Annotated in this window: 11 protein-coding genes; 4 read left to right on the forward strand and 7 right to left on the reverse strand. The window is 64.8% G+C overall.

Annotated features, from left to right (window positions below; all coding sequences use genetic code 11):
• The first annotated feature begins 62 nt into the window (after positions 1–62).
• A complete protein-coding gene (locus M2331_RS09885; RefSeq protein ID WP_220128545.1) occupies positions 63–707 on the forward strand; it encodes a GntR family transcriptional regulator in 645 nt (214 codons plus the stop codon).
• A 14-nt stretch (positions 708–721) separates the two neighbouring features.
• On the opposite strand, the gene M2331_RS09890 is transcribed toward M2331_RS09885, so the two are convergent.
• The 3 genes from M2331_RS09890 to M2331_RS09900 are packed head-to-tail and all read right to left on the reverse strand — an operon-like array spanning position 722 to position 3,059.
• A complete protein-coding gene (locus tag M2331_RS09890) occupies positions 722–1,381 on the reverse strand; it encodes an RraA family protein (protein WP_181560128.1) in 660 nt (219 codons plus the stop codon).
• On the reverse strand, positions 1,381–2,052 hold the full coding sequence (locus M2331_RS09895) for an RraA family protein (protein ID WP_181560129.1): 672 nt from the start codon (positions 2,050–2,052) through the stop codon (positions 1,381–1,383). Before M2331_RS09895 ends, M2331_RS09890 begins: the two co-directional genes overlap by 1 nt.
• Complete coding sequence (locus tag M2331_RS09900; protein WP_181560130.1) at positions 2,049–3,059, reverse strand: amidohydrolase family protein; 1,011 nt, start codon at positions 3,057–3,059, stop codon at positions 2,049–2,051. The genes M2331_RS09895 and M2331_RS09900 overlap by 4 nt, the downstream gene beginning before the upstream one ends.
• Before the next feature lie 234 nt (positions 3,060–3,293).
• Here M2331_RS09900 and M2331_RS09905 point away from each other — a divergent pair, with 234 nt between their 5' ends.
• Positions 3,294–3,962: a GntR family transcriptional regulator gene (locus M2331_RS09905; RefSeq protein ID WP_181560131.1), complete on the forward strand. Its 669-nt coding sequence runs from the start codon at positions 3,294–3,296 to the stop codon at positions 3,960–3,962.
• A 39-nt stretch (positions 3,963–4,001) separates the two neighbouring features.
• Here the strand turns inward: M2331_RS09905 and M2331_RS09910 are convergent, their stop codons facing one another.
• The 3 genes from M2331_RS09910 to M2331_RS09920 form a co-directional block, all read right to left on the reverse strand.
• Positions 4,002–4,901, reverse strand: a complete 900-nt coding sequence (locus M2331_RS09910; RefSeq protein ID WP_181561456.1) for a formylglycine-generating enzyme family protein — start codon at positions 4,899–4,901, stop codon at positions 4,002–4,004.
• Between the two features lie 50 nt (positions 4,902–4,951).
• Positions 4,952–7,048: a PQQ-dependent dehydrogenase, methanol/ethanol family gene (locus M2331_RS09915; protein ID WP_264592355.1), complete on the reverse strand. Its 2,097-nt coding sequence runs from the start codon at positions 7,046–7,048 to the stop codon at positions 4,952–4,954.
• Between the two features lie 66 nt (positions 7,049–7,114).
• Entirely contained in the window at positions 7,115–7,816 is a 702-nt protein-coding gene (locus M2331_RS09920; RefSeq protein ID WP_181560132.1) for a nuclear transport factor 2 family protein, read from the reverse strand.
• Positions 7,817–7,958: 142 nt separating this feature from the next.
• On the opposite strand from M2331_RS09920, the gene M2331_RS09925 reads away from it, so the two are divergent.
• Both M2331_RS09925 and M2331_RS09930 read left to right on the forward strand, forming a co-directional pair.
• Positions 7,959–8,861: a LysR family transcriptional regulator gene (locus M2331_RS09925; RefSeq protein WP_181560133.1), complete on the forward strand. Its 903-nt coding sequence runs from the start codon at positions 7,959–7,961 to the stop codon at positions 8,859–8,861.
• Positions 8,862–8,966: 105 nt separating this feature from the next.
• Positions 8,967–9,152, forward strand: coding sequence for a hypothetical protein (locus tag M2331_RS09930; RefSeq protein WP_181560134.1), 186 nt, complete (start codon positions 8,967–8,969; stop codon positions 9,150–9,152).
• 106 nt (positions 9,153–9,258) lie between these two features.
• On the opposite strand, the gene M2331_RS09935 is transcribed toward M2331_RS09930, so the two are convergent.
• A complete protein-coding gene (locus tag M2331_RS09935) occupies positions 9,259–14,667 on the reverse strand; it encodes an autotransporter domain-containing protein (RefSeq protein WP_181560135.1) in 5,409 nt (1,802 codons plus the stop codon).
• Positions 14,668–14,782 lie beyond the last annotated feature (115 nt).

The raw sequence follows: 14,782 nt of genomic DNA on the forward strand, positions 1-14,782 counted from the left end.
TTGCCTCGCCCGCCAAAATCCTCTTCCATGGCGCACTGCCACCAGCCGCAAGGAGCACATATTTGGCCACGCAGATCGACATGGGGGACTCCCTGCCCAATGTGGTGGCGGATGAACTGCGGGCGCTGATCGTGCGGGGCACGTTGCTGCCGGGCGAACATCTCGGACAGACCCAGCTTGCCGACCGGTTCGGGCGCAGCAAGGTGCCCATTCGCGAGGCGCTCAAGCTGCTGGCGGCAGAAGGCTTCCTGCGCCACGACCATAACAGGGGCTATTTCGTGGCGCCGCTGGAGCTGGAGGAAGCCCGCCAGCTCTACAAGCTGCGCCGGTGGCTGGAAGCGGAACTGCTCGCCACGGCGGTCTGGCCGACCGACGCGCAAATCGCCGAATTCCGCCGCCAGTTCGATGCGCTGGATGCCATGGATCAGGTGAGCGATTTCACCAATTGGGCGCTGGCGCTGGAAAATCTGCGCCTCGCCCTGTTCGCTTTATCGCCCGAGCGCATCCTGCTGCGCGAAGCGACCCGGCTCTGGCGGCTGACCGACCGCTATCGCTCGCTCATGCCGCGTACGATGGGCGAGAGCCCCGAGCGCAAGCTGATCGACGCCTTGGCCGCGCGGGACCGCGACGCGCTGCTCGCCGATTATATGCAGGCCCGCGCCAAGATCGAAGGTGCGCTGGAGCAGGTCTTCCAGCACGGCCGCTAAGGGCCAATCGACATTCAGCCCTGCACGCGTGTCTGAAGGCTGTGATATTTAAACTGCGCGCGGGCCTCATCGAGGCGCATGCCGGTGCGGCAGGCAACGCGGATGCTCTCTTCGGCGGCGTGGATTTCCTCGGCGGCGGCGAGGACGGCCTCCTCATGCGCCTGCGGGATGACGATCACGCCATCGGGGTCGCCGCGCAGGATATCGCCGGGGGCGACGCGGGCGCCGCCGATATTGACCGGGCAGTTGGTGACCTCGACCTGCACCCGATCCTTGCCGGTGCGCATCCAGTGGCCCTTGCTGAAGACGGGGTAGCCGAGCGCGCGGCACAGTGAGACATCGCGGCTGATCCCGTCGATCACGGTGCCGGCGAGGCCCCGGCGATGCGCGATCTCGGTGAGGATATCGCCCCAGATGGTGGCATCCTCGCGGCCGCCATTGTCGATGACGACGACATGGCCGGGGGGGACATCGTCGATATAATCGCCGACGGTGCCGGGGGGCGTCGAGGCGGGACCGCAGAGCATGGTGTAGGCGCGGCCGGCCATGCGGAAATCCGGGTCGCGCCCGGCGATCTGGTAGCACTGGCCGACGATGCCGAGCCGGTCGAGCGCATCGCTCAAGGTTGCGGTATCGAGCGCGGCGGCGCGGGTGACGTTGCGGTCGTCGGTCATCAGCTGTCGCCCTTGAGCATATATTCGTAGTTCGCGCCGAGCACAAAGCTGGCGCTCTCGCCGGTGGCGAGGCGGCGGGTCATCTCGCCCTCGCGGCGGACGATGTCCTCGGCGGCATCGAGCACGCGGGCGATGTCGGCTGGCGCGATGAACACCGCCGCGCTGGAATCGCAGATGACATAGAAACCGGGTTCGATGGTGAAATCGCCGACCGTGACGGGGACGTCCGTCGCATCCTCATAGACGCGGTTGCGGGCCGTGCGGGCCGTGTAGCCTCGGCAGAAGACCGGGAAGCCGATCTCGCGGGCCTCATCGACATCGCGGGCCAGGCCTTCGCAGATCACCCCGGCGACGCCCTTGTGCTGCGCCCCGCGCGACAGGATGCCGCCCCAGCAGCCGGCATCGATGCCGGTGCGCTGCTCGACCACGATCACATCGTCCGGTCCGCTGGCATCGATGGCGGCAGCACCCAGATGCACCGGGGGACGGTCGGTGGGCGCGTTGCCGGCTTTGAGCTTCACGGTGTGGACGCGGCCAGCGATCCGCTTGCCCGGCGAGGCCGAGCGCAGCCCGGTCACGCAGCCGGCCAAGCCCAGCTTGTCCAGCGTGTCCGACACCGCGCAGGCATCCAGCTGGCGCAGCCGCGCGACATGGGGATCGCCCGCGCTCATGCTGGCGGCAGGTCCAGCTTGAAGAGGCGCGCGGCGTTGCCGAACATGATCTGGTCCTTCTCCGCCTGGCTCAGCCAGTCGAAGCCGGTGATGAACGGGGCAATGTCGTCCAGCGTCTTGCCGGTCGCGGGGTCGACCGCAGAGCCGACGCCCGGGCATTCCGCGCCGAATAGGCAATTGTCGGCGCCGACGGTCTTGATCAACAGCCGCAGCGCTTCCTCGGAATAGAGCACGGTATCATAATAGATGTGCCGCATCTTATCGAGGAACTCCTCGCCCTTGCGCAGGCCGGACGCCCGGAAGCGACCGACATGATAGGGGATCGCGCCGCCGCCATGGCTGCAGACGATCTTGAGGCTAGGAAAGTCCTTGAACACATCGCTCTCGAGCAGGCCATAGACGGCCATCGTCTCTTCCAGCAGGAAGTTGAGCGTATAGGGCGCGCGGCGGCTGCGCGATCCGGCGGAGTGGATATGCGCTGGCACGTCCAGCTCGCACAGCTTCTCGTAGAGCGGATACCAATAGCGGTCGCCCATCGGCGGGGGCTCGGTGCCATCATTCTCATAGGGATCGGGGTTGAGCAGGCAGCCCTTGAAGCCCAGCGTTTTCACACAGCGCTCAAGTTCAGGCAGGACATTCTCGATCGGCTCGCCAGCGACTTGCGGCAGGCCGCAGATGGGCGCGAAGCGGTCCGGCAGAAGCTGGCACTGGCGGGCGATGATGTTGTTGGTGGCTTCGGTGAACCAGTGGACCAGAAAACCCGGCTTTTCCGAATGCATCATCTGGAACGGGCGGGGGCTGAGCAGCTGGTAGTTGGTGCCGACCCGGTCGAGCATGTCGAGATGGCCGCAGGGCGCCATCTCCTTCTTGTTGGTGTAGGCGAGAATTTCCTCATCCGTGAGGTCGGGGAACTTCTTGCCGTGTTCGCCGCGATGCGAGAGCAGCATCGACTTGTAAATCCACAGTTCCGCCGGCGCACTCACATGGCCATGACAATCGACAATCATCGCAAAATCCCCACCCGCAGCTGGTTATCAGATCATAGGTATACATTTTTGTATACCTATCCTGAATTTCCGGTCAAGCGGGTGGAGGGTGTTTGTCGGCCAAAAGCCTCGCGCGACCGGCCCGGGATTCCTAGCGCGTGAAAATGTCTACATTTTTGTGAGACACCACGCTAGGGATGCCCGGAACGACCATAATTTCAAGGCCGCTGGCTCTTCGGCCAACCAGGAATGCCCATGATGCAGGAAACAGTGAAATCCGAACGCGGAGTTCCCGCCAAGATCGCCAATGAGCTGCGGCTGCTCATCGCCCGCGGCACGCTGGCACCCGGGATGCGGCTGGGGCAGACCGAACTGGCCGAGCAATTCAATGCCAGCCGCGTGCCCGTGCGCGAGGCGCTCAAGCTGCTGAGCTCGGAAGGCATCATCGAGCACGACCCCAACCGGGGCTTCTTCGTCACCCGGCTTTCCCGCGATGAGGCCGAGCAACTGTTTGCCCTGCGCCATCTGGTCGAGGACGAATTGCTCAAATCCGTCGACTGGCCGGACGCCGAAGAGCTTGCCGAACTCGAACGTCGCGAACAGCGCCTCGAAGAGCTGCTCGACGAAGGCGACCGCACGAGTTGGTGGAACGAGCATCGCGAATTCCACACGATGATCTTCAACCTCTCCCCCAAGAAGACCATCGTGCGCGAGGCCATCCGCCTGTGGGCATTGACCGATCGCTACCGCGCCCTCCTGCCGCTGCCGCGCCGGAACAGTGAGGAGCGCAAGGTGGTGGACAAGCGCGAGTTGCTGAACGCTATCCGCCAGCAGGACAGCAAGAAGCTGCTCGCCGCCCGCCGCACCCGCCGCGAATCCTTTGAGCGGATGTTGCTGGAAACGCTGGAAGCACGCGGGCTCTAAAGCCAGCCACCTGCCACGCTCAGCTCTAGCGGGCGATCCTCACGCGTCGCGAGCGCAGCGAAACCCGATATGCGATGTGGAGGTATCCACCGTCTGCGGATAGCGCGCGGCGGGGCGATAGCGCTGGCAATAATTGGGCGCGCACAGATGCGATCCGCCCTTGAGCACGCGGCGGGGAAAGCCGCTATAGGGATCACGGCTGGCATCCTCGCTGGCGCCGCGCGGGTTATGCGGCGCGCAACAGGGCTTGGTCGGCGCGTCGTGTCGATCGACATACCAGTCGCTTGTCCACTCCCACACATTGCCGATCATGTCCCAAAGGCCATAGCCATTGGCCGCATAGCTGCGCACCGGCGAGGTGCGCAGATAGCCGTCCGAGAGATCATTCTGGTGCGGGAAATCGCCCTGCCAGGTGTTGGCCAGCATGGCACCGCCGGGATGCAGTTCGTCCCCCCAGGCGAAGGCCTTACGATCCAGCCCGCCGCGCGCGGCGAATTCCCATTCCGCTTCCGTCGGCAGGCGCTTCCCCGCCCAAGCCGCATAGGCCTCCGCATCGGCACAGGCGATGTGGACGACGGGATGATCCGCCAGCCCGTCGATGGAACTCTCCGGCCCCCAGGGGTGGCGCCAGTCGGTCCCGAAGGAGAATGTCCACCACCCCATTGGATCGTGCAGCGGCACGGGGGTCGGCGGCGGCGTAAACAGGGAGGAGCCGGCCTTCAGCATCGCGGGATCGGCACCCGGATAGTCGGCAGCGTCAGGCACCGTTTCGGCCACCGTCACATGGCCCGTCGCTTCCACAAACCGCGCGAACTGCGCATTGGTGACCGGCGTTTCATCGATCCAGAAAGCATCGACCGAGGCCGGATGCGCGGGGCCCTCATCGGGATAATGGTCGTCCGACCCCATCCAGAACGTCCCGCCCGCCACACGGATCATGCCGTCTTTCATCTCTGGCGCACTCATCATGCCACCCTGCGCCTGATCGGTCATTGCGTTTGCTTGCGTCCTTCCTGAGTCTCGATCCGCCGGTCCTCAAGACTGCGGCGGACGAGATAAGCATCAATGGCATCGACCTGTGCCGGCGTCAGCTGGCCTGCGAAGCTGGGCATGCCCATCTCCGCCAGCGCGCCGCCCAGAACGACCTGCGAAAAACCCTTCGTGCCGAGCAATCCCGTCCGGCGCAAGTCCGGATAGGCACCGGCGCTCACCGCCCCGCTCCCATGACAGCGCAGGCAGAAGCGGCCGAACAGGCCGTCGCCCTGTGCGATTTGCGCCGGTGTGCCCTTGTCCACCACATCGGGGAACGGCAGTGGCTCGGCCGGCGTGAAGGCAGGGAGCTTCGCCGCGCCATCCAGTTTGAACACCAGCAGCCGGTTAGGGCCGATGGTCTTGCCGGCCTTGAGCGCCATCACCCCGCCGGTGAGTGGCCAGCCGCCGCCCCAGCCGGCCATGACCGCGATATATTGCACCCCGTCCAGCCGATAGCTGATCGGCGGCGCGACGATGCCGGTCTGCGCATCGAACGACCAGAGCTGCTTGCCGCTCTCGTCATCATAGGCGACCAGCCGCCCCTGCGCATTGCCGGCAAAGACGAGGCCGCCCGCCGTGGCGAGCACGCCGCCATTGAAGGGTGCCGCTTCCTCACTTGTCCAGCGCGGTTTGCCGGCGATCGGGTCCCAGGCGATCAGCCGGGCCTTCATGCTGTCGTACAGCGCCTTGCGGTCCGCCGCGCTCATGGCGCCGCCGCCGCTCATCGCCACACCGGAGGTGTAGGCGCCGATCACCTGCGCCTCATGCGGGTTGGGGCCGAAAGGCATGCCGACGTCCTGCGCGGGAATGTAGACAAGCCCCGTGCGCGGGCTGAAGGCCATGGGCGGCCAGTTATGCCCGCCGCCCGAGCTTGGGAACTGGAAGTGCGGCTTGCCGGTGCGGTAATAGCGTGCTTCCGGCACGATGTCCGGACGGCCGGTCTTGGGATCGATGCTCTTCGCCCAATTCTGCGGCACATAAGCGGTGGCATTCAGGAACTCGCCGGTCGCGCGGTCGAGAATGTAGAAGAAGCCGTTCTTGGGCGCCTGCATCAGCACCTTGCGCGGCTTGCCGTCGATCTCCATGTCCGCCAGCACGATGTTCTGGGTTGCGGTATAATCCCAGGCATCGCCCGGAACCTGCTGGAAATGCCAGACATATTCGCCCGTCGAGGCGCGCAGCGCGACGATGGAGGACAAGAAGAGATTATCCCCCTTCCCGTCCGAGCGCATCTGATGATTCCACGGCGAGCCATTGCCGGTGCCGATGTAGATGAGGTCCAGCGCGGGATCATATTCGATCGCATCCCACACCGTGCCGCCACCGCCATAGCGCCACCACTGGCCTGCCCAGCTTCCCTGCGCCTTGGCCAGCACCGTGTCGGACGCGGCATTGTCCTTCGTGCCCGGCTTCCCGGGGACAGTGTAGAAGCGCCAGGTCAGCTTGCCAGTCGCGGCATCATAGGCACTCACATAGCCGCGCACGCCGAACTCGGCGCCGCCATTGCCGATGACGACATTGCCCTTGATGACGCGCGGCGCCCCGGTGATCGTGTAATTCACCGCAAAGGGGCCGGACTGGTCGATCGTCTGCTTTTCCCAGACCGGCTTGCCGCTTTTGGCATCCAGGGCGATCAGGCGCCCGTCAAGCGCGCCGACATACACCCGGCCCTGCGCCACCGCGACACCGCGCGAGACCGGCCCGCAACAGGAGCGCGCAGACGCCGCGCGGACTTGTGGATCGTAGGTCCACAAGCCCTTGCCGGTGCGCGCATCAATGGCGGAGACGACATCATAAGCGCTGACCACATAGAGCACGCCATCGACCATGATCGGCGTCGCTTCCTGCCCGCGATCCGTCTCCAGATCGAAGGACCAAGCCAGGCCCAGCCGTGACACGGTCTCGCGATCGATCTGATCCAGTTCGGCAAAGCGCTGCGCCGTCTCGGTGCGACCATGCAGCGGCCACTCGACATCGCCGCCGGCCTGACCACCGTCTGCGGCATCGCGGCAGGCGGAAGGGAGGACAAGCAGCAGCGCGGTCAGCGCCATCATGCGCCTGAACATCAAACCCACGATTAAAATTTCCCTCTCCCTCGGCCCACTGCCACCCGTCGCCCGCTATGCGGTCCGTTCCGCATCCGCCAGCGCCCGGCCGAGCACGGGATGCGCGAAGTGCATCGCCAGTTCCTGCCGATAAGGCCATGTCTGCCGCTGATTGTCGACCAGTTCATCCGGGCCGAGCGGGTCTTCCGGGAAGGTCTTCGTCAGCGGCTGGAGATGCGCGATGGTCTTGTACCAGCCGGCATCATAATCCGCCTGCCATTGCACGACATAATCGAGCCGCTTGATCTTCCAGACGCCGTCCTCGCGCACATAATCATTCTCGTACATGCCGGCTTCGTAGAACTGGTCGGGCAGGCCCTCCGGGCGATAGTCGCGGCTCTCATGATTGCCGCCGAGCAGCAGCGCGCGAAACCGGCCCTTGGCGGTGCGGCGATCCGGCGCGACGGTGATGATGTCCTGCATCTGGAAATGATCGAGCAGGAAGCCATAGACCGGGCCGGGCCGCCCTTGCGTGAAGAACTGGCGGAACCAGTCGCCATAGAGCCGCCGCGCACCCACCTTGCCGCGATAGATGCCGGAGAGAAAGATGATCTCGGCATCGTCGGAGAACAGCTCGGCCAGTTCGTCCGAACGGTTATAATCGGTATAATAGCCATAGGCATTATGAAGCCGGCGGATTGCATTGAGATCCTCCAGCATCCCGATCCGCTCGGTCAGGGCCTTCACATCGCTGCGCAGCGCTTCGATCTCGCTCATAATCCTGCTCCTGATTGCTCTTTTGCTCTGTGCGGGCCGCCCGGATCATCGCCGAGACGCCTCATTCCCAAGGCATCGGTTGCTCCCGATTGCAAAGCAACGGCCCGGTCCGCTATCAGTTATAAGGGAGGGGCTATCGCTTATGGCATTCACGATCCGGCAATTGGAGATTTTCGTCGAAGCGGCGAAGGACGAGAATTTCCGTATCACGGCCGATCGGCTGGGGATCAGCCAGCCCTCGATCAGCAATCATATCAAGGCGCTGGAGCAGAAAGCCGGCGCTCGCTTGTTCGATCGTCAGCGCGGATCGACAGCGCGCCTCTCCCCTCTGGGCCGCGATTTGCTGGATCAGGCGCGGTTGCTGCTGCGTGAGGCGAACAAGGTTCAGTTGGGCGCCACGGCCGGCAGTGCGCAGAGCTATGTGCTGCGGGTCGCCGCCGGCCCTTATCTTATCGATCAATGGATCAGGCCGTGCCTGCCGGATTATTATGCGCGCGGCCAGGTGCCGAATGTGGAGCTGATCCTCTCCGCGCCGGGCGAAGAAATGCTCTCCATGCTCCGCAGCGGCAAGGTGGACGTCGCCTTCTTCACCGGCCGGCCACCGGTCGCCCCGGATCTCACCATCGAGACACTCCGGCGCGTGACCAGCAGCCTCTTCGGAACGTCCGCGCTGGTCGAGGCGGTGGGGAGCGATCCTGTCAGGATCAGCGCCGCCCCGATGATCATGATGCCGGACAACACACCGCATAACGACTGGCTGATCAACGCGCTGGCCGATGCGTGCATCTACGCTTCCAATGTCGTCGCGCGACCGCAATTCACCGATGTCGCGATGGGGCTGGCGCTCAATGGGACGGGCCTTGCCATGCTGTTCGATGAGGAAGCCGCACCTGCCACCACGCGCGGACAACTCCATCGCGTCCCGGTCGATTTCGAGCCGGGCTATCGCCTGATGCTCTCGCGCAAGGGGTTCGACGATGCCCGCGGGCGTCTGGCCATCGATCATCTCCGGCGCACGCTGCAGGCCGGACGCGCCGCCAACTGAGGGTACCGGCAGACGCCTGTCCTCTTCACTCCGGCGCATCTCAATGGCGCGGCACGGAACGCTCCGCGCTCTTGCTCATTGTGCTAGCGATCAAGGAGACCGCACATGATGAAAACTTTGCTCGCCGGCGCGGCGATTGGTTATTTCGGCAAGAAGCTCTACGATGAAGGCAAGCTCGATCCCTATATCGCGCGCGCCAAAAGCACGCTCGCCGAGCTTTCCCCAGAACAGGCGGACACGCGCGCCCCGCGCGGCGTGGGTCAGGACGAACAGCCCAATATGGCATTCTGAACGGGGTCGCGGGCGCGAGCTGGCTACCACCTTCGAATGAGAGGCACGAAAAAAGGGGCGCGGTCATTCCGCGCCCCTTTCGTTTTCAGCTTAGACGCGTCTGAGATCAGAAGCTGTAGCTAAAGCCGATCTTGACGCCGTGGTCCTTCCACTGGTCGCCGATGTTGCCCACGTAGGTGGCGCCGATGGAGCCGCCCGGCATGATGTTGGCCTGAACGCCGCCCTCGAGACGCAGGGTATCGCGCGTCGTGGGGAGGCCCGCGACCGAGAAGGCCTCGCCAGTCGAGAGGATGTTGCGGCTGGTCGCATCGACATCGCCGAAGCTGCGCAGCCAGGCGGCCGAGACGCGCGGGCTGAGCACCGTGGTGGCGCTGACCGGCACTGCCCCGCCCAGACGCAGACCCAGGGTGGTGTAGGTCACATCGCGGGTGCTGTCCGTGACGCCCAGCGCGGTCAGGGCACTGCCCGTCTCGGTGAAGGCATCGCTCTTGAGATGGACATGGGTCACGCCGGCAAAGGGCTCGGCGGTCACCGCGCCCAGCGGGAGAGCATAGCTCACCTCACCGAAGGCAGAGGCGCTCTTGGCATCATAATCGCCCGCCAGCGCATCGTTGACGCCCAGGAACGCCACCTTGCGCGTCCCGTTCACGTCGAGCCAGCTATAGGAGGCACCGATCCGGGCGCGCAGGGCGCCCCAGCCCCCGCCGGCATAGACCAGCGCGCTGTTGCCGTTGACGGTCGCCTCGCTGCTGCGCCCGTCGACCCGCACCTTGTTCTGCTCATGCGCGAAGGCCACGCCCAGACGCCAGCCACCAAGGCCCGTATCGACACCAGTGATGAAGCCGAAGGTGCTCTGCGTCGCCTTGATCGCATTGCCATTGCTCTTGAGGGTGCTCCACGCGCCAATGCCCTGGCCCCAGACCGCCGTGCTGCCATCACGCAGCGTGCGGGCCGAGGACCCGGCACCGGCCAGCGTGCGGCTGACGACATCGGCCTGCTCCATGCGGCCGATCACCATGTCGCCAAGCCGGCGGGTGCCGTCCACCATCAGCGTGCCCGTGGTCGCCCACAGCTCGCCCGAGAGCGCATCGAACGCCCGGACGGCGCCGGCTTCCTCAAGCTGCCCGGCTACCGCGCGGGACAGGCTGGCATTGTCGTCACTCGCATCCAGCGCAAGCGCCACGGCCAATTGGTTGGGTGTCACCGCCACGCTCTCGAAGCTGCGATTGTTGCGCGTCAGCACCAGCCTGACATTATTGGCGTCATAGCTCAGCTCCGGCGTCAGGAACGGCAGATCGACATCGGTGGCCGCAAACTGCCCGGTCACCCCGCCCGCGGCCGTGATGATCGTGTACTCATTGCTGAAGCGATAATTGCCTGCAGCCGCCAGCACCGAAACCGTGCCACCCTGAATGGTCGCCGTCCCGCCGACGATCAGCTTGTCGCTTTCGCCCTCGGCATTGACCTCCACCTCATAGGTCGAGCCTGCCTGGAACACGACATTGCCCGCTGCGGTGAGCGTGCCGATCGAGTTGCCCGGCAGCAGCGTGCCGCCATTGCCGACCACGATATTGTTCACCTGCCCGCGACCGCCCAGGGCCGCATCGCTGCCGACCGTGATCGTGCCGCCCATCGAGCCGTTCACCCGCGTCACGATGCCCTCAAGGTTGAGCGCACCGGTGAACGAGCCAAAGCTCTCGCCGGTCAGGTTGATGCTGACGGGCGCGCTGGACGGACCGTTCAGCGCAATCGTCCCGCTGCCGCTGAAGCTGCCGCCGAACAGCGTGTTGCTGCTCTGGTTGACGGTCAGCGTGCTCGTGCCCAGGCTCACCGTCCCGCCCCCGCCGCTGAGGCCCGCCACGGTCTGGTCGGTGCCGCTGAGGTCAAACTCGCCATCGTCCACGACCAGATCGGTCGCGCTGTCGAGCTGCGCCAACAGCCGCACCCGGCCCGCCTGCACCACGGTCGATCCGGTATAGCCATAATCGCCCGAGAGCAGCAGCGTCCCCTCACCCTGCTTGATCAGGCCACCATTGCCGGACAGCGCGCCGGTATAGTCATAGTCGCCAATCTGATTGAAGATCAGGGTGCCATTGTTGGTGGCATCGGCCAGCAAATCGCCATTCTTCAAGCCATTGCCCACCTGCAACGTGCCTGCGGTGTCGATCAGCAAAGTGCCGCCCAGCTTGCCCGTCAGCAGCACCGTGCCGCCATCAATGGTCGCCTCGCCTGCAAAACCACTGCTGTCACCTGAGAAGGTGATCGTGCCCGCGCCCGTTTTCAGCACGGTGCCCGTGCCGCTCAGCCTGCCCTTGTAGCTCGTGGTCGCGGGGTTGGCGAACACCAGCTCGCCCTGTTCGGCGACATTGACATTGTTGCTGATCGTCCCAACAAACAGGGCCGTACCCTGCTGCACGTCAAGCTGGACGCCGCTCATTGAGCCGCCGAAGATCACTCTATTATCGCCGGTCTTGATCACCGTGCCCTGGCCGGAAATCTGGCCGAGATAGCTCACATCGTCCGCACGGTCGAACAGCAGAGTGCCGTAATTGGTGACATTGGCAGTGATCGAGCCGGTCGTGCCGCCATTGCCGAGGTTGACCGTGGCGCCGTTGCTGATCCCCAGACCGCCTTCGAAATCGCTGGCGTTGGTCAGGGTGAGCGTGCCGGCAGACACGTTCAAACCGCCCGTTCCGGTGATCCGTCCGGAAAAGACCTGCGAGGCATTGGCCAGCATCAACCCCGCATCACCGACGATCACCGTTCCGCTGCCGCCAAGATCCTTGATCTGTGCGCTGGCTGCACTGGTCAGGTCGAAGGTACCATTGACCGTTACGGAACTCGATTGGTTCACCCGGCCCTGATTGGAGAGGGCCAGTGTGGCACCGGCATCAATCGTCGTGGCGCCCGTGAAGGTATTCATCCCGCTCAAGGTGATCACCCCGCCCGCCACGGTCAGATCGCCCGTGCCGGAAATGACCCGGTTGTGATGAAGCGCGTCCGAGCGATCGAACACCAGCAAGCCGTTGTTCACAAGATCGCCGTTGAGGGAGCCACTGGTGCCGCCATTGCCGATCTGCAGCGTGCCGTCCTGCCCTATAATCGTGCTTGCGGCACTCGTCGTGTTGGCCAGCACCAGCAGGCCGCTGTCCACATTTAACGAGCCAGAATAATTGCTGCTGTCACCAGACAGGATCGTCGTACCGGCAAGCACATCGACCACGCCGCTGCCCGACAGGCCTGCAGCCAGCACATAATCCGTGCCGGTGTGGTTCAGAACCAGCTTGCCCGCCCCTGCACCGAACTGAATGCCATTGACGGCATCGATCATACCGGCCGCCTGGGCCGCACTGCCTGCCGCCGCGCCAATGTTCAGCGTGCCCGTCGAGCCGACTTCATAAGCCAGCGTGATGCCGCGATTGCCGTCAGACTTGAGGGTCGCGCCATCGGAGACGGTGACAACGCCGCTGCTCCCGGTATATGTGCCGACCATGACGTAAGACGTGCCCCGCGCGAGCGTGCCTTCACCGCTGATGTTCAAAGTGCCCTGGCTGCCATCCACGAAGCCGACAATCAGCTTGTCACCGCCCAGCAGCGCCTCGTCCGTCACGGTGGCCGTGCCTGATCCATAGCTGCCGATAGTCATGTTCCGGTCAGTCGTTACGCTGGACCCGCTGCCTGAGACTGTCATCTGACCGTTGCCGTTGGCGCTTGCGCCAAGTCTCACATCTGCATCGCTGCCGGAGGCGGCAATCGTCGCGCCATCCGTCACGGTGAGGATGCCCTCGCCGCTGGTGCCGATCCCCAAGCCGCTTGCACCGATGTCCCAGCGCGTTCCCACGCCGCTGAGGGTGCCGGTGCCGAGCGATCCGGCATTTACGCCGAAACTCCCGCTGGTGGATTGCATCGTCGCGCCTCCGGACAGGATGAGCGTGCCTTGGCCACTCCCGCCGAACTGCAGGGAGCCGCTCTGCAGATGGCTATTTTCACCCGAAACGGTGATGGAGCCGACACTGCCCTCGACCGCACCGACGGACGTGGAGGTGTTGACCACGACGGTACCGCCATTCTCGATCGCCACGCTGCCGTCGCCATAATAGCCGACCGTCAGGAATTCGGTCGTGACCGTCGATCCCGTTCCCGTGACGAGCAGCGAACCGCTCTCATCTTCCATGCCCGGCATCGCCGAATTGGTGCTGTTGCTGACGATGATGTTGGGGGCGTTGAAGGTGCCGCCATTCACCACGGTCAGCGACGCCCCGTCGAGCCCGCCCAGGAAGACGATGTTCCCGCTCGTCGTACTGCCATCAATGACCGTCTCGCCGCCGGTGAGCATCATGTTGCCAGCAAAAGCGCTATTGTCGCCCGTGAGGGTCAACGCTCCGCTGCCGGTCTTGATCACAGAGCCCGAGCCTGAAATCGCACTGGAGAGCGTGTAATTCTCAGACTGGGCGAATTCGAGTTTCGTGGCACTGGTCGCAACGACGATACCACCGTTCAGCGTGGCGCCGCTGGCGAGTGTCAGCCTGTTGGTACCGCCCGTGAAATTCAGGGCCGCGGCCCGCTCGCCATTGCCACCAAGGCCGCCGGATACGGAACCGCCAGTCCCGATGGAAAGAGCAAGGTTCTCGCCTTGAATGCCTGCGCCGCCCGCACCGTTGGTGAACATCCCGGCCCCACCGGCGCCGCCTGTCACCGCTGTGTCGATCGTGAGGGTGGTAAGGCCGCTCATGTTCTCAATCAGGATGCCAAAGCCCCCGGCCCCGCCGAAGTTGCCGCCTTGGGCATCACCGCCCGTGATGCTACCCCCGGAGATCGAAACAGTGCTGCTCCCGGTACCGCCGGTGAGCACAAGGGCAGAGCCGCCATTGCCGCCAAAGGACTGACCTTCGCGGCTCCCGCCGCCCGCGCCGCCGGTCAATATGCTGTCCGTAATGCTGAGGGCCGTATTGCCGGCCGGCTGATCGATAACCAGACCGCTGCCACCATTGCCGCCGACGCCAGCCCAGCCATAGGCGCCGCCCGCGCCGCCGGTGGCACTGACGGTGATTGCGTCGTAGGAGTCGTTAAGACCGGTGACGACCGCGCCGAAGCCGCCGCCGCCACCGCCGCCGCCATATCCGGCAATTCCAGCAAGGCCGCCATTACCGCCATTGCCGCCGGTGAGCGTTCCCGATGTCGGCAAATCTGTGATGAGTCCGACAAAGCCATGCGCGCCGCCGCCACCGCCGCCGCCTGAACTGTTGGCCCCGCCATCGGAGCCATCCGATCCCGCCTCACCGGGCGCAGCCCCTCCCGTCCCGGCGAAGCCGGGGTTGGGACCAGCACCGGCACCGCCATTGCCCCCTGTGATGCCACTGCCGCCGCCAGCGCCGCCGGAGAGATAGCTGGGATCTGTGCCAACGCCATCCGTCCCGTCACCGCCCGTGAAGGTGGTGCTAGCGCTCCCGCCAACGCTCGTGAAGCTGTTATCGCCCCCCGCACCACCGGTGCCATCCGCGGCGTAGGCGGGCATAGCTCCCACCGCGGCAAGGAACGTCGCGGCCACCGAACAGCGCAAAACAGATTTGAAGGACATAAGACGAATGTCAGCAAGCGGCTGAGCTTCAACGCGGTCAAACTTGTTATAA

It is taken from the genome of Sphingobium sp. B10D7B (assembly GCF_025961955.1).
Lineage (GTDB): Bacteria > Pseudomonadota > Alphaproteobacteria > Sphingomonadales > Sphingomonadaceae > Sphingobium.

What these genes read in the sequence shown, in the direction of transcription:
- M2331_RS09935 (WP_181560135.1), bottom strand. Translation starts at nt 14,667, where the DNA reads ATGCCCGCCTACGCCGCGGATGGCACCGGTGGTGCGGGGGGCGATAAC.
- M2331_RS09925 (WP_181560133.1), top strand. Translation starts at nt 7,959, where the DNA reads ATGGCATTCACGATCCGGCAATTGGAGATTTTCGTCGAAGCGGCGAAG.
- M2331_RS09930 (WP_181560134.1), top strand. Translation starts at nt 8,967, where the DNA reads ATGATGAAAACTTTGCTCGCCGGCGCGGCGATTGGTTATTTCGGCAAG.
- M2331_RS09910 (WP_181561456.1), bottom strand. Translation starts at nt 4,901, where the DNA reads ATGATCCGTGTGGCGGGCGGGACGTTCTGGATGGGGTCGGACGACCAT.
- M2331_RS09890 (WP_181560128.1), bottom strand. Translation starts at nt 1,381, where the DNA reads ATGACCGACGACCGCAACGTCACCCGCGCCGCCGCGCTCGATACCGCA.
- M2331_RS09905 (WP_181560131.1), top strand. Translation starts at nt 3,294, where the DNA reads ATGATGCAGGAAACAGTGAAATCCGAACGCGGAGTTCCCGCCAAGATC.
- M2331_RS09900 (WP_181560130.1), bottom strand. Translation starts at nt 3,059, where the DNA reads ATGATTGTCGATTGTCATGGCCATGTGAGTGCGCCGGCGGAACTGTGG.
- M2331_RS09920 (WP_181560132.1), bottom strand. Translation starts at nt 7,816, where the DNA reads ATGAGCGAGATCGAAGCGCTGCGCAGCGATGTGAAGGCCCTGACCGAG.
- M2331_RS09895 (WP_181560129.1), bottom strand. Translation starts at nt 2,052, where the DNA reads ATGAGCGCGGGCGATCCCCATGTCGCGCGGCTGCGCCAGCTGGATGCC.
- M2331_RS09915 (WP_264592355.1), bottom strand. Translation starts at nt 7,048, where the DNA reads ATGATGGCGCTGACCGCGCTGCTGCTTGTCCTCCCTTCCGCCTGCCGC.